Below are 21,553 nucleotides of genomic sequence, written 5' to 3'. Positions count from 1 at the left end.
GGTTACGCTAATAGCCGTCCGATTAAAGCCTATGTTACAGATTGATTTTTGACCCATTAAGAAAGGGGGACGACAAATTGAACAATAACGACGTGCCGATTTGGGAAAAGTACACTCTTACCATAGAAGAAGCAGCAAAATATTTCCGTATCGGAGAAAGCAAGCTGCGGAAACTGGCAGAAGAAAATCCCGTCCCGGACTGGGTAATGATGAACGGAAACCGTATTCAGATTAAGCGTAAGCAGTTTGAAAAAATGATTGATACGGTGGACGCAATCTAATAGTGAAATCGAGCCTTGAATGTGGTACAATGTAGTCAAGCATATCAAGGCTCTTTCCATTATGGAAAGGAGCATAACGATGTCGGAAAAAAGACGGGATAATAAAAATCGTATTCTCCGCACCGGAGAGAGCCAGAGAAAAGACGGGAGATATGCCTACAAATATATAGATACCTTTGGGAAACCGCAGTTTGTTTATTCTTGGAAGTTAGTGCCTACGGACAAAACCCCGGCAGGAAAGCGCGACGATATAGCGTTGAGGGAAAAAGAGAAAGAAATCCAAAAAGACCTTGACGACGGTATCGACCATATCGGAAAGAAAATGACGGTCTGCCAACTCTACGCAAAGCAGATACGCCACCGGGCAAATGTGCGGCATGGTACAAAGCAGGGGCGAAAACAGCTCATGCGGATTTTGCAGGAGGATAAACTTGGAGCCTGCCGGATTGAAAATGTGAAGCTCTCCGACGCAAAGGAATGGGCGTTACGCATGAAAGAAAAAGGTTACGGCTTCAAGACTATCAACAACCACAAGCGTTCCTTAAAGGCTGCCTTTTACACAGCCATACAGGACGATTGTATTCGTAAAAATCCATTTGACTTCCAGTTGAACACAGTCCTTGAAGATGATACGGAACCAAAGGAACCTCTATCCCCTACGCAGGAAGCGGCTTTTCTGTCCTTTGTACAGCATGATAAAGTCTATCAGAAATACTACGACGAGATTATCATACTGTTAGGGACAGGGCTTCGCATTTCGGAACTCTGCGGACTGACGGAAGCTGACATTGACTTAGACAAACAGCTTATCCATGTAGACCACCAACTTTTGAAGATTGCAGATGTGGGCTACTATGTGGAAACGCCTAAGACGAAAAGCGGCAACCGGGTTATTCCTATGAGTGAAAAAGTGTTGGAAGCATTTCAACGGGTGCTAAATAAACGGAAATATGTACAGCCTGTTATTTTAGAGGGCTACACAAAGTTTCTGTTCCTTAACCGGAACGGCTTGCCAAAAGTGGCAGTCAACTATGAAAGTATGTTCCGGGGGCTTGTAAGGAAATACAACAAAACGCAAAAGGTCGCATTGCCAAAGGTAATGACACCGCACACCTTACGCCACACATTCTGCACCACGTTAGCAAATGCGGGAATGAACCCTAAAGCATTGCAATACATCATGGGACATTCCAACATCAATATGACGCTGAACTATTACGCACACACAACTTCCGAAACGTCAATAACCGAAATGAAGCGGCTGATTGCATAGTAGTAAATGGAGAATTTACTACTCCACATACTACTTTTGAACACAAAAACATACGGGGATATAAGAAGATTTGAGAGTATCTTCCACAATGAAAAATGCCGGAAAAGCCTGTAACAATAGGCTATACCGGCATATAAGAACTTTTGAAAAGATAATCAAAAATTACTTTGTGATTTTTCTCAATTAAAAAAATATTTAAAGGAACATCTTGAAAATAAGTTAAACATAACTTTTTCTGAATATGATTATGATTACATATTTTTAGTATATTGTTGTACTAACAGCTGCATCCTTGCAGATAAATGGACACAAAAAGAGATTCACTTAGTTCACAGTATTGTTTTTTCAAACGCTAAAATAAAGAATCTGGTCAAACAATTTGAAGACCAATACGGCACAGCCATTATACAATCTCATGCATTTAAATCTGTCATTATATATTTTTATAAAAAATGCCTCTTTAATCTCCATTGCATCATTCCTGACAAGCATTTTTATCTTGACTCCAAAAGCGATTCATCAAAACTTATGGTTCGACAATGTATAACCGGAATAATTGACACCTGGAAAAAAGAAAACAACATTCCTTATCCTGTTGATGACGGACATTTACAATATTTATCTTTACAGATTTTTTCTATCATTCAACAATTTATGGAACCGGTTCAAATTTTTATTGTTTCGGATTTAACATCAGAATTTGAGATATTAAAACTATATCTTACAAGAGAATTTTCTCAACAAAGAGTTACGATCAGACCTGTTCTTTTTAACGCTCAAGACTTAACTTTTATGTCCTCATTAAATAACAGCGTCATTATAGTAAAAAAAGTTTTTACATCTGCCGTTACAGCTCTGGGCATATCTGAAAAAAATATCATCGTGCCGATCACGATCGAGATAAATGACCTTGATAAAAAAACAATCGCAGAGTCTGTCGTAAAATGCGAAACGAATACGTTCAGGGATTTTATCTTAAAACAAAATGAAAAGAGAAAAAATTGATTAGCCCAAAAATCAACCCTTAATCACCGAAAATGCCAAAAGGCACATTCGGGGATTGTAGGCGGTCGCCAAGATCTCTGGCAAGCCCGGACTTTGGCTCGCCGCCATGCAAAAGGGGACAGGCGGTCGCACACTGCCTGTCCCTTTCCTGTTATTCATAACGCACTTCTTTTAAAAAGAGTCCTCTTGCCGGCGCCAAAAATCCGGCCTTCGCCCTGTCATTACTGTCAAGTGCCTCTTTCACACTCTCTGCCGTGCGCTCCCCGACTCCGACTTCAAGCAAAGTTCCTGTCAGGATTCGCACCATATGATACAAAAAACCGGTTCCGTCATATCGAATCACAACATAATCTCCCATACCGATTCGATTCTGACCATTGCCTTGTATTTTGCCTTTTTCTTCCGTAATCGTAATACCATAAACCGTCCGTCTGACGGACTTTCCGTCTTTTTTGTCTGTATATGCTGCAAACGAATGCATTCCGGTCAAATATCCCGCCGCTTTTTTCATACTTGCAAGATCCAGTTCCCTCGGGAAATGATAACAATATCTGCGCGTAAACACATCCGGCTTCATCCCTGTATCGATCCGATATTCGTAAACTTTCCCTGTCGCGCTTTTTCGCGCATGAAATCCATTTTTCACCAGTTCCGCATTGAGAATACGAATATCCGGCGGCAGAGAGTCATTCAGTTTTCTTACAAACAGATCAGTCTGCACTTTTCCCGAAAGAACAATGCTTACCGTCTGACCGAGTGCATGAACTCCCGCATCCGTTCTGCCCGAGCCGTCCGCCTGTACCTCATATCCTGTGCACTGCGTCAAAGCTCCCTCTAAGATTCCCTGTATCGTCCGATCCGTGTTCGCCTGCCTCTGCCATCCCTGATAATTCGTCCCATCATACGCGATCGTTAATTTGTATGTCCTCATAACGATATCTACTGCAGAAATTTCTTAAGCTCGTCCACAAATGTACCTGCGTCTTTAAACTCTCTGTATACAGAAGCAAAACGCACATACGCCACCGGATCCAGTTCTTTTAATTTCTCCATAACGATCTCTCCGATCTCACTGCTCGGAATCTCTTTTTCCTCACGGTTAAAAATTTCAAGTTCGATGGCATCGATCGTCTTTTGGATCGCTTCCGCAGGAACCGGACGTTTATAACATGCGCTTAATACGCCATGTTCAATCTTAGATCTTTCATACTGCTCTCTGTTATTATCTTTTTTTATAACAATGAGCGGAATCGTCTCTACTTTTTCATATGTCGTAAATCTTCTGCCGCACTCGTCACAAGAACGCCTTCTCCTGATCGAGTTTTTATCTTCCGCGGGACGAGAATCTATCACTCTCGTATCCGGATTTCCACAATATGGACATCTCATGATCTTTCCGCCTTTCTTTCTCTTTTTTCTGTTTCTGTATCATTTTTCTTTTCAACTTATGACTCGTTTATTATATCACAGGCTTTAAAATTTTTGTAAAAATTTTTCTTCTTTAATTTCTACAAGTACAATATCCGGTCCGATCTTTTTTATACAGGAAAACGGAATCACATATTCGCTGTCTGTTCCGAAAAAACCACAGATTTTTCCCGGTCCCGGTATAATGATCGCCTCGATTTCCCCGGTACATATATTTATTTCCACATCCGCAATACAGCCGAGACGTTTCCCGCTGCAGACGTTGATCACTTCCTTTTCCTTTAATTCACAGATTCGCATACCGGTCGCCGCCATTTTTATTTTCTTCATTTATTATATGAAAAACCTGTCTTTTCGTTTCTCTTTCTTTTTTTCAATTTATGAGATACAATAACATCAGTAAAGAAACACCGACAACAATTTCTATACGAAAGGATTTTAAATATGAAAGAGACGATTTTATTATTTCATCCGCCGGAGAAAAAACAGCTTCTGAAACTTCAGTCAGCCTTACTGCCTCTGCACATCCGCATTCAGATCATTAAACGCGAACAATACAACCAGCCTCTCGGATTTCTTGCAGGCATGAAAGAGATTTCCCCGGTCGAGGGAACTTACGAAGGGGAGGAACTTCCGGACACAATGTTTCTCTTCTGCTCACTTGACAGCGGCAGACTGGATCAGGTTCTGGCAGCCCTTCGGAAAAGCGGAGCCGGACCGTTTCCATATAAGGCGGTATTAACGCCGACGAACAGCAAATGGAACGCACTCGACTGCTTCAGCGAAATCCGCCGTGAACACGAAGCGCTCCATCCATAAAGAATACAAAAACGGCAGACATTTTCTGCCGCTTTAGGGAGAGATAACTATGTGGAAACAAAGAACCTTAAAAAAAGCTTCTAAGTCATATATGAAACAGGCGTATACCAAAATGGTGTCCGTCTGCTTCATTATTTCTTTGCTCACAACAGCATACCCTATATCTACAACTTTTTTGAATTTGCAGAAGCTTTCCGGCCCTGCTTACTCAGATGCCGCATTTTCTTTAAGCATTCCTAATTCGGAAGCATTTGCCGAGACTATCGGACTGATTTTCGGTGGAAATACTTTTCTGAAACTTTTACAGAATACGCTGTTCCATGTGTTCTCCTTTTTGATTGATCTTTGTTCAGCAAGTATTTCTGTATTTTTCAACGCTCTGCGAACGATCAACGCCTGCTTCACTGAACCGTTCAGTGCGTCGCTTATATTTCTTATTATCGGACTTCTCGTGACCTTTATCTATCAGTTATTCGTCAATTATGTGCTGATTGTAGGGGAAATGAGATTTTTCCTCGAAACGCGGAAGTATAAAAGAACCTCTATCTCTAAGATTTTCTTCTTGTATAAACTCCGCTGCCTCTCGGCATCAGTATGGGTAATGTTCTGCAGATCTGTTTTTCAGTTTCTTTGGAATTTTACCATTGCAGGCGGTATTATAAAGCACTACGAATATGCGATGATCCCGTATATTTTAGCAGAGAACCCGAAAATAAGCCGAAAAGACGCTTTCTTTTTGTCAAAACAACTCATGCAGAAAAACAAATGGAAACTGTTCCTGCTGGATTGTTCTTTTATCGGATGGAAGCTTTTGTCCATTGCAACGCTTGGCCTCCTTGATTTTCTGTTTGTCAACCCATATATCACCGGATGCAAAGCAGAACTTTATGCAGCCCTTCGCAGAGACTATGTTCTCTCCCGTTCCCAGCGCTACGAAATGCTGAACGATTCTTATTTGGAACACGTTCCTTCCGAGGATGAGCTTCTCATCAGCAAAGCGCTTTACGATGATTCGCAAGGACCTTATACGAAGATCTCCTATTTTGAGCCGGAGCAATACCCCGTCTTTCTTTTCTCTGTCCAGCCTAAAATGGTAAAGCCTTCTGCCCGCGTATATCGAAATTATGACGTTTTGTCATGTATTTTTCTGTTCCACGCCGCTTCTTGTTTCGGATGGATTCTTGAAGCGCTCATCCACCTTATGCGTGACGGAACAGTTTCCGACGTCCGCTTATTACTCGGTCCGTGGCTTCCGCTCTACGGAATTTATGGACTTTTTATCATTAAGCTGTCGAAACGGCTGCTCAAAAAACCTGTTTCCGTTTTCTTCCTTAATTTTGCAGTATTTTCAATATTGCAGTATTTGTTCAGCTTTACGATGGAATTTTTTACCGGATGCAGGCTTTGGGACTTCAGTGAATTTTTCCTTAATCTCAACGGCAGGATCTATCTTGGCGGATCTGCCGCATTTGCTCTGCTTGGATGCGCGTTCATCTATTACCTGGCGCCAAACTGGACAAATCATTTTTCAAAATTATCAAAGAAAACGCAAACGGTTTTCTGTGTCATTTTAAACATTTTATTCCTTTTGGATATTCTTTTGTCAATCATTCTTTCATATTGATTTTTCAAAAAAATAATAGTAAACTTTTCGTAAACGATATTACTATTTATCTGAAAGAAGAACGCATCTTTTCACAACAAAACGGTATGTCATCCAAACGGATGACGGAATGGAGACGATGAATTATGAAAAAACGAGTTGTTATAGCTCTCGGGCACCGCGCTTTGGGCACTACACTTCCTGAACAGCAGCTTTCTGTAAAACATACAGCAAAATGTATCGCCGACCTGATCGAGGAAGGATTTCAGGTTGCCATCACACACAGCAATGCTCCACAAGTCGGCATGATCCATACTGCCATGAATGAGTTTGCAAAAAATCATCCCGAATTTACTGCCTGTCCGATGTCGGTATGTTCTGCCATGAGTCAGGGGTATATCGGATATGATCTGCAGAACGGCATCCGGGAAGAATTACTAAACCGCGGTATTTACCGCACAGTCAGTACAATCCTTACACAGGTGATCGTCGATCCTTATGACGAAGCATTTTACACCCCGACAAAAGTGCTCGGACGATGCATGAACGCAGAGGAAGCGAACGAAGAGCGCAAGAAAGGAAACTATGTGATCGAAGAACCTGGAAAAGGATTTCGCCGTGTCGTATCTGCTCCGAATCCGGTCAAAATCGTAGAACTGGACGCTGTCAACGCTCTGCTTGACGCCGACCAGATTGTAATCGCCGCCGGCGGCGGCGGAATTCCGGTCTTAGAACAGGATAATCATTTAAAAGGAGCAAGCGCCGTTATCGAGAAAGACCTTGCCGCCGGAAAACTGGCAGAAGGAATCGACGCAGATCTTTTAATTATCCTTACGAATGTTGATCAAGTATGTATCAACCACGGACAGGATAATGAACTTCCTCTTTCTGAGATCACAACCGAACAAGCAAAGAATTATATGGAAGAAGGACATTTCGGCATCTATAATATGCTCCCGAAATTCCGCGCGGCTGTAGATTTTATCGAACAGCGCGAAGGTCGATGCGCTTACATTACTTCTTTTGATAAGATAAAAGACGCGCTGAAAGGAAAAACCGGAACAAAAATTTTTTAACAAAAAACAGCCTGATCAATTTAAAACAGATCAGGCTGTTTTTTATTTTTTATCATTCTTTATTTTCCACTCTTCCCATTACAGATAAGACCGTCTAAATTTTTTTAATTTCATGTTGATTTCCGTGTATCAATGGTGTAATATATGCATATATTAGATGTAGTTTTGAAAACTACATGTCGTATTATAATAATTCGGAGGTGTATATTATCATGGGAAACACTCATGCTATTACTAAAAAATCAGTCTTTACAAATAACCGCCATACATTCCGCGCACAGAATTATACAGGAAAAAATTATTCTTCCGCTAATTATACAGTTACCGGCTATCCTTCCGGGAAATCTGCCAATGCAGAAAATCTCTGCGGGAAATTTTCTATCAAAGAACCCGGAAGCGCCATCACCCACTTTATCGGGATGGTCATGGCATTGATCGCATCCTTTCCGCTGCTTATCAAAGCGGCTCAGCAGCCGGATCCTGTTTATCTGATCTCTATGTCCGTTTATGCTGCAAGTTTGATCTTGCTCTACGCGGCAAGCACAACATACCACACATTTAACGTTTCGGAAAAAGGGAACACAGTTTTAAAAAAGATCGACCATATGATGATCTCTGTCCTCATCGCCGGAAGTTATACTCCGGTCTGCTTACTCGTTTTGGAAGGTCGGATGCGGATCATTTTGCTTGCTGTTGTCTGGACTCTTGCACTGACAGGAATTCTGATCAAAGCTTTTTGGGTGTTTTGCCCGAAATGGGTTTCTTCCGTTCTTTATATCGGTATGGGCTGGACATGTGTCCTCGCATTTGCACAGATTTTCAACAATTTGGCTCCTGCAGCTTTCGGTTGGCTGCTCGCAGGCGGCATTGTTTACACAGTCGGCGGCATTATTTACGCATTGAAAGTACCGATTTTCAATAACAGGCATAAAAACTTCGGAAGCCATGAGATCTTTCATCTCTTCGTTATGGGCGGAAGCATCTGTCATTTTATCGTAATGTACGGATACCTGCTGCCGTAGAAACTAACTTCATCGCCATACAAAAAAATCAACAGACATCTTCTCATTTTTGCTTCGATGTCTGTTGATTTTCTTTTTCTTACTAAACGGCGCTAAACAGGTTTTTCCCTGCACACAATCAGCTTTTCACCTTCTTTATATCCTTCCAACGTTTCCTCCGTAAGTATCACGCCCTCACAAAAGGATGCGAATGTTACTGCACTTATGTTTCCGAATTTTGTACTGTCCGCAAGGATGTACGCCTGCCGGCACTGCTTTACCGCCGCGCGCTTCACTTGCGCTTCTCCGGCATCAGGCGTCGTAAATCCTTCTTTTCTCGTAATGCCGTTCGTTCCGAAAAATCCTTTTGTAAAATGATATTTCTGCAGCATCTCCATTGCCTGCGCTCCGATCACTGCTTCTGTGGAGCTTTTCAATTCGCCCCCTATAAGCAAAACATGATTTCCCTGCGACGCAAGTTTTTGCGCATGAGCCACTGCATTCGTCACAAATGACGCTTTCTTCCCCGCCAAAAATTCTACCATATAACCGACGGATGTCCCTGCATCAAGATAGACAAAATCATCATCTTCGATCAGATCTGCTGCATATTGTGCGATCCGAATCTTCTCTTCTTTTTTGACGTTCACTTTTTGTGCCACTGTCGGTTCTCTCATCTCATAGGTATGATCTACAGCAACCGCTCCTCCGAATACCTTCGTCAGCTTTCCCGCCTTATCCAGCGCTGTAATGTCCCGTCTTGCAGTCGATTCCGAGACTCCGAGGCTTTCTGTAATTTCAGCTACCGTAATACTCTTTTTGGCTTTCAGGCGTTCCAATATCCGTTCAAACCTTTGCTCTGTTAACATAATACCCTCTTTGCATATAATAAACTGATACTATATGTTCTTTCTCTTTTTTCTAATACGAGGGTCATCTTTCAATCTATATCTCTTGATGGCCCTCGCATTCATTTACCATATGACACTATTCTATCATCTTTTTACTTTATATGCTTCAAATATTTTATTTTTCCTGCTTTTCCTGCTGCTTTTTCAAACTTTCTTTTTCAATATTCCGAGAAGCAGCGCCGATACAACTGTTCCTGCTACAAGTGCGATCAAATACTGAAGCGGATTTCCTACAACCGGGAATACGAAGATTCCGCCGTGCGGAGCCATCAGCGTACAGTTAAATGCCATCGAAAGCGCTCCTGCAACAGCCGAGCCTGCGATACAAGCCGGAAGCACATGCAGCGGATCAGATGCCGCGAACGGGATCGCTCCTTCTGTGATAAAGGCAAGACCCATGATAAAGTTTGTCGGACCTGCATCCCTTTGCTCCTTCGTAAACTTGTTTTTAAAGAGCATTGTCGCAAGTGCGATCGCACACGGCGCTGTCATTCCGCCGACCATAACTGCCGCCATGATGTCATAATTTCCTGCCGCAATAGATGCAGTACCAAATACATATGCCGCCTTATTAAATGGACCACCCATATCGATCGACATCATTCCTCCGACGATCATTCCAAGAAGGATCTTACTTGTTCCACTCATGCTGGAAAGTCCTGCGTTCAAAGCTGTATTGATTCCGCCCATAACCGGTTCAACCGCAAATGTCATCAACAATCCCATAATCAGGATACCAAATACCGGATACAATAGTACAGGTGAGATTTTCTCGACTGCCTCCGGAAGCTTACTGCACACTTTCTTCAGACCTAAAATAATATATCCTGCTGCAAATCCTGCTACAAGCGCTCCTAAAAATCCGGATTTTCCGCCTGCCGCGATCATTCCGCCTACAAATCCAACTGCAAGCGCCGGACGATCTCCGATCGCCATTGCGATATATCCTGCAAGTACCGGAAGCATAAATCCAAACGCAACGCCGCCGATCTGTTTAAACAAAGCCGCCGCCGGAGTGATCGTACCAAACGCCGCTCTTTCATCTGCCGGAAGAGAACTAAGATCAATACTCAAACCATCGATCAAAAATGCGATCGCGATCAAGATTCCTCCGCCAACTACAAACGGAAGCATATGAGAAACTCCGTTCATAAGCTGTGTATAAATCTTATGTCCGATTCCTCCCGATTTTCCTGATGAAGACGCCGCCGGAGATGTTGTTTCGTTTCCGCTGTGATATACCGGAACATTGCCTGACATTGCCTGATCAATAAGCTGCGCAGCTTTGCTGATGCCATCGGACACCTGACAGATAATGACTTTCTTTCCGTCAAAGCGATCCATCGGAACCTGCGCGTCAGCCGCTACAATGATGCAGTCCGCTTCATTGATCTCCTTCTCGGTGAGAACATTTTTTGCTCCGCCCGAACCTCTTGTCTCGATCTTTACGAAACAATCCTTCGCCTTTGCCGCTTTTTCAATCCCTTCAGCCGCCATATAAGTATGCGCGATTCCGGTCGGGCAAGAAGTAACCGCAAGGATTTTAAATCCGCTCGCCGCCCCTTCGTTCATATCTGCAAGACGCTCATCAATGTCGCCCTGCTCGGAGTCTGCCCGGTCAATGATCTCAAGGAATTCATCAGCGCTCTTCGCATGTCTCAGCGCATCTGCAAACTGCTCATCCATCATCAGCACTGACAGCTTGCTCAGCACATCCAAATGTACATTATCTTTCGTGTTCGGCGCCGCGATCAAAAACATCAATGTAACCGGCTGTCCGTCTAACGCATCAAATTCCACTCCGTCTTTTACTACCATCGCCGCAAGTCCCGGTTTTGTCACTGCATCGCATTTTCCGTGAGGAATAGCAATTCCTTCTCCGATTCCTGTAGTGCTTTCTTCCTCTCTCGCGTATACCTGCTCCCTGTACGCTTCACGATCATTGATTTTTCCGCTTTCAACCATAAGATCAATAATCCGGTCAAGCGCTTCGCTTTTCGTCTTTGGAGCCTCTGTAAGAGAAATACTCCTTTTGTCAAGTAAATCTGTGATCCTCATTCTCTAAACCTCCTTCTTTTATTCGCCCTTTCATCCGCTTTTTTCAGGCGTTTCTTTTCTCGTTCTAAAGCGTTCTTTCTTACTATCTCCCGTTAAATTCCCTCAATTTTGATTTTCATCCTGCCAACCACAGGATTTTCGGTAATTTCCCTCAATGAACTTACCCGCTCTGTTCTTCTGTTTATTTTGCAACTTTTTCATACAGATCCATGATCTCTTCTTTTGTTGCCAAATATTCGGAAAACGCGCTTGCGCTGCCTGCCGACACACCCATATAAAATGCATGTCTATAATCTTTCTTTTCGATCCAGCCGGCAGTAAATCCTGCAACCATCGAGTCTCCTGCTCCTACTGCATTTACCAGCGTTCCTTTCGGCGCCGGAGCCTCATATACGCTTCCGTCTTCCGCCACAAGCACCGCTCCTTCTCCTGCCATAGAGATCAGAACGTTTCTTGCGCCCTGCTCCTGAAGCTTCTTGCCATACGGAATAACTTCTTCTCTCGTCGTCAGTTTCACATTGAACAGATCGCCCAATTCGTGATTATTCGGCTTGATCAAAAACGGATGATACTTCAATACGTTGACCAGCAGTTCTTTCGTTGCATCTACAATAAATGTAACATTTTTATCTTGAAGACGTTCCATAATCCTGCTGTACATATCATCCGGCATAGATGCAGGAATGCTTCCTGCAAGAACGAGAATATCTCCCTCTTCGAGAACATCAAGTTTCTCCAAAAGTTCCTCAATTTTCTCTTCACTGATCACCGGTCCTGTTCCGTTAATCTCTGTGCCGTCAATATTTTTCAGCTTCAGATTGATCCGTGAAATTCCGCTGTCGATCTTAATAAAATCAGAATGGATCCCCATTGCTTCTACTTCCCGAATGATCTCTTCTCCTGTGAATCCGGCAGCAAATCCAAGCGCTGTATTATCGATTCCAAGATTCATAAGAATTGTCGATACATTGATTCCTTTTCCACCCGGAAGGATCAATTCCGAATCTGTCCGGTTCGTAAGACCGAGCTGAAAATCATTCACAGAAACGATATAATCCAAAGATGGGTTAAATGTCACTGTATAGATCATTCCAATTCCCCCTTTTCTTTTTATTTTCCTTTTATTTATTGCTGTTTTGTTTTTGTGATATCATTATACAATCATATTCAGTCAAATTCAATCATAATATTTCACATAATTTCTTTTTTATTTTGGTCTAATTTGCACAAATATTATTTATTTTGACTTTTTACGCTGTACTTTAAGACTGATTTTGATCGATGTCACATTTATATCCATTTTTCAACAAAAATGGATTTCATAATCCTTCACGCTGTAATGACCTGTAAACAGATCGCGCCTTTGCCTCACCGGGCATGACCGCCAAATAATTCTCCTGCTCATATAATTAAAAAGACTAAACAAAATGCAGATTTTTCATCTGTCATCCTGTTCAGTCTTTTCTCTTCGGTTCTATAATTTCGTCAGCAGGATTCCGCCTGATCCCACGACAGATCCGCCGGTCCCGGTCCGAAATTCTTCTCAATCAAACTACAGTATTCTTTGTAGGCTTTCTCTTCCGCAAAATCTGCTTTCAGCGCATCACGGACTCCTTTATAATACCATTCCAGCGCCCCTTTGCTTTTCATTCGAAACCGTTCCCACAACGCTTCTCCGACAACCGGATAATCACGGTCTATATCCCGCATATTCGAAAGTTTATCAGCAAGGCCGATGATCTGCACCTCTCTCGGCGCATCTTTTAATCTGGCAATCGTCGCGCTCTTTCTCTCTTTCCAGCTAAGAGACTTGTCTTCGCTTTCCTGTGCAACAAGCTGTGCAACGCGGTTTCCGAAACGAAGTTTCAATACATCCTTCGTAATTCCTCTGCAATCTTCAATCGTATCATGCAGTACAGCCGCACAGATCACTTCCTCATCATCCGTCATCTCTGATACGATCTCTGATACTTCGATCGGATGGACGATATACGGCCGCTTCGTTCCTTTCCTCAACTGTCCCTCGTGTGCCTTTTCCGCAAATTCGATTGCCTCGCTTATCATACTAAACCCCCGTACTCTTATTTTCACACAATTTAATATTTACGGATAAATTTTAACACAATCCTATTGTAAGTACAACGAGAGAATTGCATCCTTTGAATTTCCCTGATATACTAGACAACAAAAAGAAACCCAAAACAATCTATTTTGAAAAGAGACTGAATTTTATGAAGAAAAAATATGCCCTTATTACCGGTTCTTCCAGAGGAATCGGACGCGCCTGCGCCGCTGCCTTTGCAAAGAACGGTTACCACGTATTTATAAACTGTAAAAGCTCTGTTGAACAGCTAACAGAAACAAAACAGGAGATCCTTTCTCTCGGAGGTTCCTGCACCTCTCTTCCCGGCGATGTGAGCGACCCTGACGTTGTACGCGATATTTTCTGCAAAATCCGGGAAATCTGCGGTGGGATTGACGTTCTTATCAATAACGCCGGAATTGCCCATTTCGGATTATTAAGCGATCTTTCTGACAACGAATGGAGACATTTGATCGATACAAATCTGTCTTCTGCCTTTTACTGCTGCCGGGAAGCAATCCCCCATATGGTATCTGAAAAATCAGGCCGGATCATCAATATCTCTTCTATGTGGGGCACAGCAGGCGCTTCCTGCGAAGTGGCTTATTCTGCCTCCAAATCAGGACTTCACGGTCTGACAAAAGCGCTTGCCAAAGAGCTCGCCCCAAGTAATATCACAGTAAACGCTATCGCCTGCGGCGTCATCGATACAGTCATGAACGCCCGCTTAAGCGAAGAAGAACGGGAAATGCTTTGTGACGAGATCCCGGCCGGACGGTTTGGGACTTGTGAAGAAGTGGCAAAATTAGCCTTAACCCTCGCCGAAAGCCCTTCCTATCTCACCGCACAGATTATCGGGATCGACGGAGGCTTTTTATAAAAAAGTTCGCTCTGATTTTCAACCAGAGCGAACTTTTTGCTTTGACTTTATACTTTTATAATTTTCCGTACACATCTTTCGGAACATATGCTTTCACTTCGATGCCTTCCGGAACATAATTTTCGGACAAAAGCTGTCCACGGCTTCGAATAAGCTGGATTTTTGACGCTTCCGAAAAATCATACAGCCTTTCTACATAAATCTGATCTCTTCGGACGATCTCAAGAAGAGCTTTTTTTAATTCCTCAAGTCCCTCTCCTGTTTTTGCCGAAGTCGGAATGGAATATTCCGCCTGAAAATCTCTCTGCCGTTCCGTTGTTTCCACCAGATCCTGCTTATTAAAAAGCGTGATCACCGGATGATCGGAAGCGCCAAGCTGACGCAGCGTCTCATAGACTACATGCATCTGTTCGTCCATCTGCGGATTTGACGCGTCCACTACATGGATGATAATGTCTGCATATTTTGCTTCTTCCAAAGTACTTTTAAATGCTTCTACCAGATGATGCGGAAGTTTTTTAATAAACCCAACTGTATCTGTAACCAAAATTTCCTGTGTATTGTCAAGAACAAGGGAACGAGTCGTTGTATCCAACGTAGAGAACAACATAGCGTCTTCCATTATTCCGGCATTTGTCAGCGCATTTTCAATACTGCTCTTCCCTGCCGATGTATATCCTACCAAAGCCGCCACTTTCAATCCTGACTGTTTTCTCTGCGTCCTGATTAATTCCCGATGCTTCTCTACCTCTTTCAGCTCTTTTTTTAATCTGCTGATCCGCTCCCTGATCAAGCGCCGGTCCATCTCCAGCTTCTTTTCTCCGGGTCCTCTTGTACCAATTCCTCCGCCAAGACGCGACAGCGATCTTCCCAGCCCTGATAATCGCGATGCCCTGTATCGAAGCTGTGCCAGTTCCACCTGGATCTTTCCTTCTCCAGACACAGCCCGGGCTGCAAAAATATCAAGAATCAACAGCGTTCTGTCTATGATCTTACATGAGAGTTCTTCTTCCAGATTTCCCAACTGTGCACTTGTAAGCTCATCATCACAGATAATTCCCGTTGCATCCGTCTCCCAAATAAGATCTTTGAGTTCCATCAGTTTTCCTTTTCCTATATATGTTCCGGGATGAGCGCTCTCTCTTGGCTGGATCAATCTGCCGACAACGACTGCTTTCGCAGTTTTTGCCAATTCTGCAAGCTCATCAAGCGACCGATTCGCCGCTTCTTCATCTCCTGTATCGACTCCGACGAGAACGACTCTCTCGTCAATCTGTTCCATTTCATACATATTCTTTCTCCGAATTTACATTGATCGGTTTGTCCCGCTATCGTGTCTTTAAAAATTCTGCTTCTCGTTCCATCGCCTCATCATCAGGATATTTTGACAAATACTCATCCGCTTTTTCCTTCGCACTTTCCCAATCCGCCAGATTTTCAAGACAAACAACTTCATTATATTTCATCTCCCGAATCAGTTCGGCAGAATCTTTTTGTTCTCCATCGGCTGTATCAGACATTGCAAGTCCTGTCTGAATATATTCAAGCGCCGCTTCATAATCTTCTGTCTGCATGGCACAGATCCCCATCAGATTATAAATCTGAGTTGTCTGCGCTGCGCCTCCGTCCACAGCCTTTTGAAATGCGTCAAGGGCTGAGTCATACTCTTCCTGCTCATAATACGTCATTCCAAGTCCCCGATAACCTTCTGCTGCTTTCTTTGCATCTTTATTTTCCGTCACTTTTTCAAATTGCGCCTGAGCTTCCTTGTAATCTCCTTTTTCCAGCGCTTCCGTTCCGGCCTTAGCGCTGTTCGCACAGCCGGACACCATTACCGGAAAGGCAAGACAGAAAACCGCAGCTGCAATCCCTTTTCTAATCTCCACTGTTTCTCACCCCCATTCAGGATACTGCATCATCCAAAATGAATTCAAAATATTAATTATCATTACAACCATATCTGCCGCAATCGCGCTTTGCATTGTCACAAGTCCGAAAAATGCAAGTATAATCAAAAATACTTTCATGCCGATCGCAAACAGCATATTTTCCCGCACAGAACGAATTGTTCCTTTTGCAATCCGCACGGCATTAATAATCTTCGACGGTTCATCTTCCATAAGGATCACGTCTGCCGCCTCAAGTGCTGCATCTGCGCCCAAACCTCCCATAGCAATTCCGACGTCCGCAAGCGCCAAAACCGGAGCATCATTCATTCCATCGCCTACAAACACTAATTTCTCATTTTCCATCTGATCGTCGCGAAACTCTTCCAGAAGCCGTACCTTATCTTCCGGCAGCAATTCTGAATAGACACTGTCGATTTTCAGTTCTGCTGCCACCTGCTCTGCCGCCCGTTCACTGTCACCTGTAAACATGACCGTCGCAAGACTCTTCTTTCTCATCCAGCGCATCAGTTTTCCGGCATCACTGCGGACTCTGTCTGCGATCAGGATATATCCTGCATAGTTTCCGTCAACCGCCACATGAACAGCAGTTCCTTCTTCCTCTGTCTGCTGATAGAAAATTCCTTCCCGATTCATCAGTCTTGTGTTTCCGGCATATACTTCCATCCCGTCAACAAAAGCATGAACTCCATATCCCGGCTCTTCCTCGATATCTTTGATCCGCGTACTGTCCGGCTCGTTTCCGTACGCCTCCATAAGAGACAGGGCAACCGGATGCTTCGAATAGCTTTCCGCCAAAGCCGCGATCTCCAAAAGCCTCTCTTTTTCGAATTTATAAGGAACGATCTCCTTTACATGGAACACACCTTCTGTCAGTGTTCCCGTTTTATCAAATACATATGTATCTGCCTGGATCAAATCCTCCAAAACCGTACCGCTCTTGATCAGAACGCCCTGCTTTGATGCCGAACCGATCCCGCCCAGAAAAGCAAGCGGTATCGATACCATTAATCCGCACGGACACGCAGCCACAAGAATAATCAATCCTCTGTAAATCCACTCTTCCTTTGCTTCTACAAACATCATAGGAGGAAGGATCACGGTCAGCAGAGCAATCAAGATCACGATCGGCGTATAATACTTTGTAAATTTGTCTGCAAAATGAACGCTCTCCGCTTTCTTTTCATTTGCATTTTCCACGAGCCGCATAATCTTTGCTGCAGTGGAATCGTTGTACAGCTTTACAACCCGGGCTTCCAATACGCTGTTCAGATTAATGCCCCCGCTGAACAGCTTATCCCCAATGCGGACAGTCACCGGATCCGATTCTCCTGTCAGCGCCTTCATATCAACTGTTCCGGTTCCGCTTGTCACGACTGCATCTACCGGAATCTTATCCCCGGGATGCAGAACGATCGTCTGTCTCACTTCCAATTCCTGCGGAGGAACGATCTTCTCCGTTTTTCCGACCTTCAGATTCGCATATTCCGGCCGGATATCGATAAACTTTGCGATTGATTTCTTTGTCTTATTTAAAGAGATCTCTTCTACAAGTTTTCCGACCTGATAAAAAAGCATTGCCGCGACAGCTTCTTTATGCCGTCCTACAAGAAACGCCCCTGCGGTCGCTATGATCATCAGCAGATTTTCGTCTAAAAACTGCTTTTTCAAAAATTTTTCTATCTGTTCCCTGTATATACTGATCGATACTACGATATAAGGCAGCAAAAACAAAACCTGTTCCACACGCGGATTCATTTTTATCTGCGCGCTCAGAACAAGTGAAAGCAAGTACAAACCAAGTCCAATACCGATCTCAAATTCTCTTTTCTTCGTTTCTCTCGCCATTCCTTTTTTTCCTTTTCCGTCAACTTTTTCCTTTATAACTTATTACAGCCATGTGCGAAATATCCCCCCGTCCGCACATCCTTTTTTCTCTTCGCTTTATTCGCGTATATGTTCCATTCCCTGATTGATGATCGTCTTTATATGTCCGTCTGCAAGAGAATAAAATACCGTCTTCCCTTCCCGCCTGTTTTTCACCAGTTTCATCTGTTTTAAAATCCGAAGCTGATGGGAGATTGCAGACTGTGTCATATTCAGAGTCTTTGCCAGATCACACACGCACATCTCGGAATAGAATAACACACTTAGCAGCTTCAGCCGCGTTACATCGCCAAACACCTTGAAAAATCCTGCAAGATCGTTCAATTCTCTGTCCTCAGGGATCTGGCTTTTCATCTTTTTTACTACTTCTTCATGCACATGTATAAAATCACAGTGTTCTACTTCTATTTTCTCCTCCATCTTATTCTTGCCCTCCAAATATACAGTATAACGAAAAGAGGCAAAAGCATCAATATCTTTTGCCTCTAAAGCTCAAAACTTAAGATTCCTTAAGATTTTCCGCTACTGTTTTCTTCTGTCTCCAATCACATTGTTAAACACATCTTCCATATTTTCTTTTCTTGAACTGTTAATCATACATGTCTGAATCGCTTCGTTCAGAGAAAGCATCTTATCATCCAGTTCTGACACCATTTTCGCACATTCTTTTAAATCTCTGCTTATGTAATCCGGCGCGTTCCCCTCAAATTTATAATAAATTTTATGCTCCAGACTCGCCCAAAAATCCATCGCGATCGTTCGAATCTGAATCTCCACCTTCGTATCTACTACGCTGTCGGAAAGAAAGATCGGCACAGATACGAGCATATGATAACTCTTATAGCCGCTCTCCTTTGGATTTTTAATATAATCTTTGATTGAAAGAACTTTCAGATCACTTTGATTGCCGATCATCTCCGCTAAGCGGTAAATATCGGACGTAAAGGAACAGATAAGGCGCACTCCTGCGATGTCATTGATATAACGCACCATATTCTCAATGGACGTTTCATGACCGTATCTTCTCAATTTTTTTACAATGCTTTCCGGTGTCTTGATCCGTGTTTTTATGTGCTCGATCGGATTGTATTGATGGACATGCTGAAATTCATCATTCAAAATCTCCAGCTTTGTTCCTACTTCCTTCAGCGCCGCATTATACAGAAAAATAATGGTCTTCCAGCTATCAACATCTTCATAGCTTTTCAGCGCTGCTTCCACTTGTTGTTCACTCGTCATTTCAGACAGCCTCCGCTCGTTATTTTACCTTTTTATTCTACCATAATTCCTATGGCATGTCACAGATTTCACGGATTTTTAAGACTTCATTTACAGCTCAAGCTTCATATCGCCCTGATGGATCCATTTCTTCTTCCGCATAAATTCAGAAATAAGAAGTGTCACGACTGCCGGAAGGACAAACTGGATCAAAATGATCTTCCCAAGTACGATCACTCCTGCTTCACTTTGTGTCATCACCTGCCAAGTCATAAGCGGTCCGACAAGCCCTGCTGTTCCCATACCGGAACCGGTCGCATTATTTGTCATATGCAGAACCATTGTCCCGATCGGACCTAAAACAGCGCTTGACAAAATAGCCGGAAGCCAAATGAGCGGGTGTCTTACAATATTAGGAACTTGCAGCATCGACGTTCCGATTCCCTGCGCAAGAAATCCGCTGAACTTATTTTCTCTCCAGCTGGCTACTGCAAAACCGATCATATTACAGCAGCATCCGATCGTCGCCGCGCCTGCCGCCAGTCCCGAAAGATTCAAAATAACGCCCAGCGCCGCAGAACTGATCGGAAGTGTTAAAATCATTCCCATTAAGACCGACACGATGATCCCCATTAAAAACGGCTGCTGTTCTGTTCCCCAGTTAATCAAAGAACCAAGCCACGCCATAAATTCAGAGATCGGAGGACCGACAAATAAACCAACTGCCGATCCCGTTCCGATACATACAAGAGGCGTCAGTATAATATCCAGTTTCGTTTTCCCTGAGATCAAAATTCCGATCTCAATCGCCAGATATGCTGCAATAAATGCCCCTAACGGTTCTCCTGGTCCTGCAAGAACAAGATTGCCGTCTATCAGCAGCTGTCCTGCCAAAAGTTTTCCTGCAAACGCACCAACCATTCCCACGACCGCGGACGAAACGATCACTAAATGTCCTGCTTCCAGTTTCCGCGCCACACCGACTCCGATCCCGGCTCCGGTCAGTCCCGCCGCAACCTTTCCTATCTGATAGATAAGATCGCCTGCACCGCCGCCCATAAACAGCCCGATCTGCTGTATGATCGTTCCGATGATCAACGTGGCAAACAGCCCCTGCGCCATTCCGCCTAAGCCGTCAATAAAGATTCGATCTAAAAGTTTTTTCATTTTTTAAGATACCCCCACTCGCCTTCATACGCTTCACACGGAGCAAAACATTCTGCCAAAACGCCGTCTTGATCGGTCAGTTCCGGGATTCCGTCTGACTGTTCGAACGCATAATCTGTCAAAAGCCAGCTCACGATATTAACATTATCTTTTCTTCCGGCAACGCAATCCGGCGCCGCCATAAAAATCATCTGTTCAAGGAAATCAATATCCACCGTGTTATCTTTGCTGTATAAAATCAAATTCCTATGAAACCATAAGTAAACACCTTTTACAGTTTCTTCTTCCGCTTTCTCTTCCGCAGAATCAGAAGGATGTTTTTCCGCATCAAGATACACTGTCTGAAATTTCTCATCAAATCCAAATTGTTCGATCGCAGAAAAAACAGCTTTCCCATACGGTTCTTCCTGCAAATATTTTGCCAGCAGTTCTTTATCGTTTATTGTACATACTCTGATCATCTTCTTACTCCTTTACAAAAATTAAAATATACAACTCTTACTTTTTCCCGTTCCTCCTACGCTGCACAAAGGAGTCCTTTTCTCTCCCCGCTTTCCGTACGGCTGAACTGATACTAATATATCAAAAAGGACTTGCACAAGCAACGGGATTTTTGTATGATAAACATCATAAACTTTGAAAGGAGCTTCTTTATGTTTCGTTTATGGGGAAAAGAATTCAAAGAAAACCGACTGCTGCGCGATACCGTCATCTGTGATGAGACAGAAGACACACGCACACACAAGATCTTCAACGCATTAGATGAAATCTGTTATGAATTTGATCTGAGCAAGCCGATTTGGCTTGACACAACGATCGCAGATTTTAAGCGTCATGCAAAGGCGCGGTTTTATCAGGATAATTTTGTAGACAGCATTGATTTTGATTATTTAGAAATAGAGGTGATCGAGGAATAATCCCCGATCACCTCCATTTTATAAACAGCTCCCCTTCAC

The 21,553-nt window shown here is 43.3% G+C and carries 23 protein-coding genes; 9 read left to right on the top strand and 14 right to left on the bottom strand.

Going from position 1 to position 21,553, the window contains the following annotated elements; all coding sequences use genetic code 11:
- Positions 1 to 77: 77 nt before the first annotated feature.
- The 3 genes from RCH61_RS07450 to RCH61_RS07440 all read left to right on the top strand — a co-directional run bounded on the left by RCH61_RS07450 (position 78) and on the right by RCH61_RS07440 (position 2,559).
- Complete coding sequence (locus tag RCH61_RS07450; RefSeq protein WP_009905235.1) at positions 78 to 281, top strand: excisionase; 204 nt, start codon at positions 78 to 80, stop codon at positions 279 to 281.
- A gap of 79 nt (positions 282 to 360) precedes the next feature.
- On the top strand, positions 361 to 1,554 hold the full coding sequence (locus RCH61_RS07445) for a site-specific integrase (RefSeq protein WP_306480323.1): 1,194 nt from the start codon (positions 361 to 363) through the stop codon (positions 1,552 to 1,554).
- A gap of 528 nt (positions 1,555 to 2,082) precedes the next feature.
- Entirely contained in the window at positions 2,083 to 2,559 is a 477-nt protein-coding gene (locus RCH61_RS07440; RefSeq protein WP_306480322.1) for a hypothetical protein, read from the top strand.
- Positions 2,560 to 2,710: 151 nt separating this feature from the next.
- Here the strand turns inward: RCH61_RS07440 and truA are convergent, their stop codons facing one another.
- From truA to RCH61_RS07425, 3 genes are all read right to left on the bottom strand, one after another.
- Positions 2,711 to 3,490, bottom strand: a complete 780-nt coding sequence (gene truA, locus RCH61_RS07435) for a tRNA pseudouridine(38-40) synthase TruA (RefSeq protein ID WP_178006809.1) — start codon at positions 3,488 to 3,490, stop codon at positions 2,711 to 2,713.
- An 8-nt stretch (positions 3,491 to 3,498) separates the two neighbouring features.
- Positions 3,499 to 3,948 (bottom strand): transcriptional regulator NrdR, encoded by a 450-nt coding sequence (gene nrdR / locus RCH61_RS07430; RefSeq protein WP_178006807.1) that lies wholly within the window; start codon positions 3,946 to 3,948, stop codon positions 3,499 to 3,501.
- An 84-nt stretch (positions 3,949 to 4,032) separates the two neighbouring features.
- Complete coding sequence (locus RCH61_RS07425; RefSeq protein ID WP_178006811.1) at positions 4,033 to 4,287, bottom strand: PRC-barrel domain-containing protein; 255 nt, start codon at positions 4,285 to 4,287, stop codon at positions 4,033 to 4,035.
- A gap of 144 nt (positions 4,288 to 4,431) precedes the next feature.
- Here RCH61_RS07425 and RCH61_RS07420 point away from each other — a divergent pair, with 144 nt between their 5' ends.
- From RCH61_RS07420 to trhA, 4 genes are all read left to right on the top strand, one after another.
- The gene (locus RCH61_RS07420) at positions 4,432 to 4,806 is read left to right on the top strand and encodes a DUF3783 domain-containing protein (protein WP_178006805.1); all 375 of its coding nucleotides are present in this window, start codon (positions 4,432 to 4,434) and stop codon (positions 4,804 to 4,806) included.
- Positions 4,807 to 4,855: 49 nt separating this feature from the next.
- On the top strand, positions 4,856 to 6,430 hold the full coding sequence (locus RCH61_RS07415) for a DUF975 family protein (RefSeq protein WP_178006803.1): 1,575 nt from the start codon (positions 4,856 to 4,858) through the stop codon (positions 6,428 to 6,430).
- A gap of 125 nt (positions 6,431 to 6,555) precedes the next feature.
- Positions 6,556 to 7,485, top strand: a complete 930-nt coding sequence (gene arcC, locus RCH61_RS07410; RefSeq protein WP_178006802.1) for a carbamate kinase — start codon at positions 6,556 to 6,558, stop codon at positions 7,483 to 7,485.
- A gap of 212 nt (positions 7,486 to 7,697) precedes the next feature.
- Positions 7,698 to 8,507: a PAQR family membrane homeostasis protein TrhA gene (gene trhA / locus RCH61_RS07405; protein WP_178006799.1), complete on the top strand. Its 810-nt coding sequence runs from the start codon at positions 7,698 to 7,700 to the stop codon at positions 8,505 to 8,507.
- Between the two features lie 92 nt (positions 8,508 to 8,599).
- On the opposite strand, the gene RCH61_RS07400 is transcribed toward trhA, so the two are convergent.
- The 4 genes from RCH61_RS07400 to RCH61_RS07385 form a co-directional block, all read right to left on the bottom strand.
- Positions 8,600 to 9,355, bottom strand: coding sequence for a DeoR/GlpR family DNA-binding transcription regulator (locus tag RCH61_RS07400; protein ID WP_178006797.1), 756 nt, complete (start codon positions 9,353 to 9,355; stop codon positions 8,600 to 8,602).
- A gap of 186 nt (positions 9,356 to 9,541) precedes the next feature.
- Positions 9,542 to 11,455 (bottom strand): PTS fructose transporter subunit IIABC, encoded by a 1,914-nt coding sequence (locus tag RCH61_RS07395; RefSeq protein WP_178006795.1) that lies wholly within the window; start codon positions 11,453 to 11,455, stop codon positions 9,542 to 9,544.
- 181 nt (positions 11,456 to 11,636) lie between these two features.
- Positions 11,637 to 12,545 (bottom strand): 1-phosphofructokinase, encoded by a 909-nt coding sequence (gene pfkB / locus RCH61_RS07390; protein ID WP_178006793.1) that lies wholly within the window; start codon positions 12,543 to 12,545, stop codon positions 11,637 to 11,639.
- 395 nt (positions 12,546 to 12,940) lie between these two features.
- Positions 12,941 to 13,519: an HD domain-containing protein gene (locus RCH61_RS07385; RefSeq protein ID WP_178006791.1), complete on the bottom strand. Its 579-nt coding sequence runs from the start codon at positions 13,517 to 13,519 to the stop codon at positions 12,941 to 12,943.
- A gap of 167 nt (positions 13,520 to 13,686) precedes the next feature.
- Between RCH61_RS07385 and ymfI the strand changes: the two genes are divergently transcribed.
- The gene (gene ymfI, locus RCH61_RS07380; protein WP_178006789.1) at positions 13,687 to 14,418 is read left to right on the top strand and encodes an elongation factor P 5-aminopentanone reductase; all 732 of its coding nucleotides are present in this window, start codon (positions 13,687 to 13,689) and stop codon (positions 14,416 to 14,418) included.
- A 55-nt stretch (positions 14,419 to 14,473) separates the two neighbouring features.
- Here ymfI and hflX read toward each other — a convergent pair whose 3' ends face one another.
- The 7 genes from hflX to RCH61_RS07345 all read right to left on the bottom strand — a co-directional run bounded on the left by hflX (position 14,474) and on the right by RCH61_RS07345 (position 21,058).
- The gene (hflX, locus tag RCH61_RS07375; RefSeq protein ID WP_178006787.1) at positions 14,474 to 15,709 is read right to left on the bottom strand and encodes a GTPase HflX; all 1,236 of its coding nucleotides are present in this window, start codon (positions 15,707 to 15,709) and stop codon (positions 14,474 to 14,476) included.
- Positions 15,710 to 15,746: 37 nt separating this feature from the next.
- Positions 15,747 to 16,304, bottom strand: a complete 558-nt coding sequence (locus tag RCH61_RS07370) for a tetratricopeptide repeat protein (RefSeq protein ID WP_178006785.1) — start codon at positions 16,302 to 16,304, stop codon at positions 15,747 to 15,749.
- A gap of 6 nt (positions 16,305 to 16,310) precedes the next feature.
- Positions 16,311 to 18,173: a heavy metal translocating P-type ATPase gene (locus RCH61_RS07365; RefSeq protein ID WP_178006783.1), complete on the bottom strand. Its 1,863-nt coding sequence runs from the start codon at positions 18,171 to 18,173 to the stop codon at positions 16,311 to 16,313.
- Positions 18,174 to 18,269: 96 nt separating this feature from the next.
- On the bottom strand, positions 18,270 to 18,632 hold the full coding sequence (locus RCH61_RS07360; protein WP_178006781.1) for an ArsR/SmtB family transcription factor: 363 nt from the start codon (positions 18,630 to 18,632) through the stop codon (positions 18,270 to 18,272).
- 102 nt (positions 18,633 to 18,734) lie between these two features.
- The gene (locus RCH61_RS07355) at positions 18,735 to 19,451 is read right to left on the bottom strand and encodes a GTP pyrophosphokinase (protein ID WP_178006779.1); all 717 of its coding nucleotides are present in this window, start codon (positions 19,449 to 19,451) and stop codon (positions 18,735 to 18,737) included.
- A 90-nt stretch (positions 19,452 to 19,541) separates the two neighbouring features.
- The gene (locus tag RCH61_RS07350) at positions 19,542 to 20,597 is read right to left on the bottom strand and encodes a PTS transporter subunit IIC (RefSeq protein WP_178006777.1); all 1,056 of its coding nucleotides are present in this window, start codon (positions 20,595 to 20,597) and stop codon (positions 19,542 to 19,544) included.
- A complete protein-coding gene (locus RCH61_RS07345; RefSeq protein ID WP_306480321.1) occupies positions 20,594 to 21,058 on the bottom strand; it encodes a hypothetical protein in 465 nt (154 codons plus the stop codon). Before RCH61_RS07345 ends, RCH61_RS07350 begins: the two co-directional genes overlap by 4 nt.
- Positions 21,059 to 21,250: 192 nt before the next feature.
- On the opposite strand from RCH61_RS07345, the gene RCH61_RS07340 reads away from it, so the two are divergent.
- Positions 21,251 to 21,514 (top strand): hypothetical protein, encoded by a 264-nt coding sequence (locus tag RCH61_RS07340; RefSeq protein ID WP_178007022.1) that lies wholly within the window; start codon positions 21,251 to 21,253, stop codon positions 21,512 to 21,514.
- The last annotated feature ends 39 nt before the right edge of the window (positions 21,515 to 21,553 follow it).

It is taken from the genome of Mediterraneibacter sp., from assembly GCF_030825015.1.
In the GTDB taxonomy this organism is placed as follows: Bacteria; Bacillota; Clostridia; order Lachnospirales; family Lachnospiraceae; genus Mediterraneibacter.
This window is presented reverse-complemented; position numbering and strand designations above follow the sequence as displayed.

Coding starts and splice junctions, on each gene's coding strand:
- RCH61_RS07365 (WP_178006783.1), bottom strand. CDS start 18,173: ATGGCGAGAGAAACGAAGAAAAGAGAATTTGAGATCGGTATTGGACTT.
- RCH61_RS07355 (WP_178006779.1), bottom strand. CDS start 19,451: ATGACGAGTGAACAACAAGTGGAAGCAGCGCTGAAAAGCTATGAAGAT.
- RCH61_RS07350 (WP_178006777.1), bottom strand. CDS start 20,597: ATGAAAAAACTTTTAGATCGAATCTTTATTGACGGCTTAGGCGGAATG.
- ymfI (WP_178006789.1), top strand. CDS start 13,687: ATGAAGAAAAAATATGCCCTTATTACCGGTTCTTCCAGAGGAATCGGA.
- RCH61_RS07440 (WP_306480322.1), top strand. CDS start 2,083: ATGGTTCGACAATGTATAACCGGAATAATTGACACCTGGAAAAAAGAA.
- hflX (WP_178006787.1), bottom strand. CDS start 15,709: ATGTATGAAATGGAACAGATTGACGAGAGAGTCGTTCTCGTCGGAGTC.
- RCH61_RS07420 (WP_178006805.1), top strand. CDS start 4,432: ATGAAAGAGACGATTTTATTATTTCATCCGCCGGAGAAAAAACAGCTT.
- RCH61_RS07425 (WP_178006811.1), bottom strand. CDS start 4,287: ATGCGAATCTGTGAATTAAAGGAAAAGGAAGTGATCAACGTCTGCAGC.
- RCH61_RS07340 (WP_178007022.1), top strand. CDS start 21,251: ATGTTTCGTTTATGGGGAAAAGAATTCAAAGAAAACCGACTGCTGCGC.
- RCH61_RS07360 (WP_178006781.1), bottom strand. CDS start 18,632: ATGGAGGAGAAAATAGAAGTAGAACACTGTGATTTTATACATGTGCAT.
- truA (WP_178006809.1), bottom strand. CDS start 3,490: ATGAGGACATACAAATTAACGATCGCGTATGATGGGACGAATTATCAG.
- RCH61_RS07415 (WP_178006803.1), top strand. CDS start 4,856: ATGTGGAAACAAAGAACCTTAAAAAAAGCTTCTAAGTCATATATGAAA.
- pfkB (WP_178006793.1), bottom strand. CDS start 12,545: ATGATCTATACAGTGACATTTAACCCATCTTTGGATTATATCGTTTCT.
- RCH61_RS07395 (WP_178006795.1), bottom strand. CDS start 11,455: ATGAGGATCACAGATTTACTTGACAAAAGGAGTATTTCTCTTACAGAG.
- trhA (WP_178006799.1), top strand. CDS start 7,698: ATGGGAAACACTCATGCTATTACTAAAAAATCAGTCTTTACAAATAAC.
- nrdR (WP_178006807.1), bottom strand. CDS start 3,948: ATGAGATGTCCATATTGTGGAAATCCGGATACGAGAGTGATAGATTCT.
- RCH61_RS07445 (WP_306480323.1), top strand. CDS start 361: ATGTCGGAAAAAAGACGGGATAATAAAAATCGTATTCTCCGCACCGGA.
- arcC (WP_178006802.1), top strand. CDS start 6,556: ATGAAAAAACGAGTTGTTATAGCTCTCGGGCACCGCGCTTTGGGCACT.
- RCH61_RS07385 (WP_178006791.1), bottom strand. CDS start 13,519: ATGATAAGCGAGGCAATCGAATTTGCGGAAAAGGCACACGAGGGACAG.
- RCH61_RS07400 (WP_178006797.1), bottom strand. CDS start 9,355: ATGTTAACAGAGCAAAGGTTTGAACGGATATTGGAACGCCTGAAAGCC.
- RCH61_RS07345 (WP_306480321.1), bottom strand. CDS start 21,058: ATGATCAGAGTATGTACAATAAACGATAAAGAACTGCTGGCAAAATAT.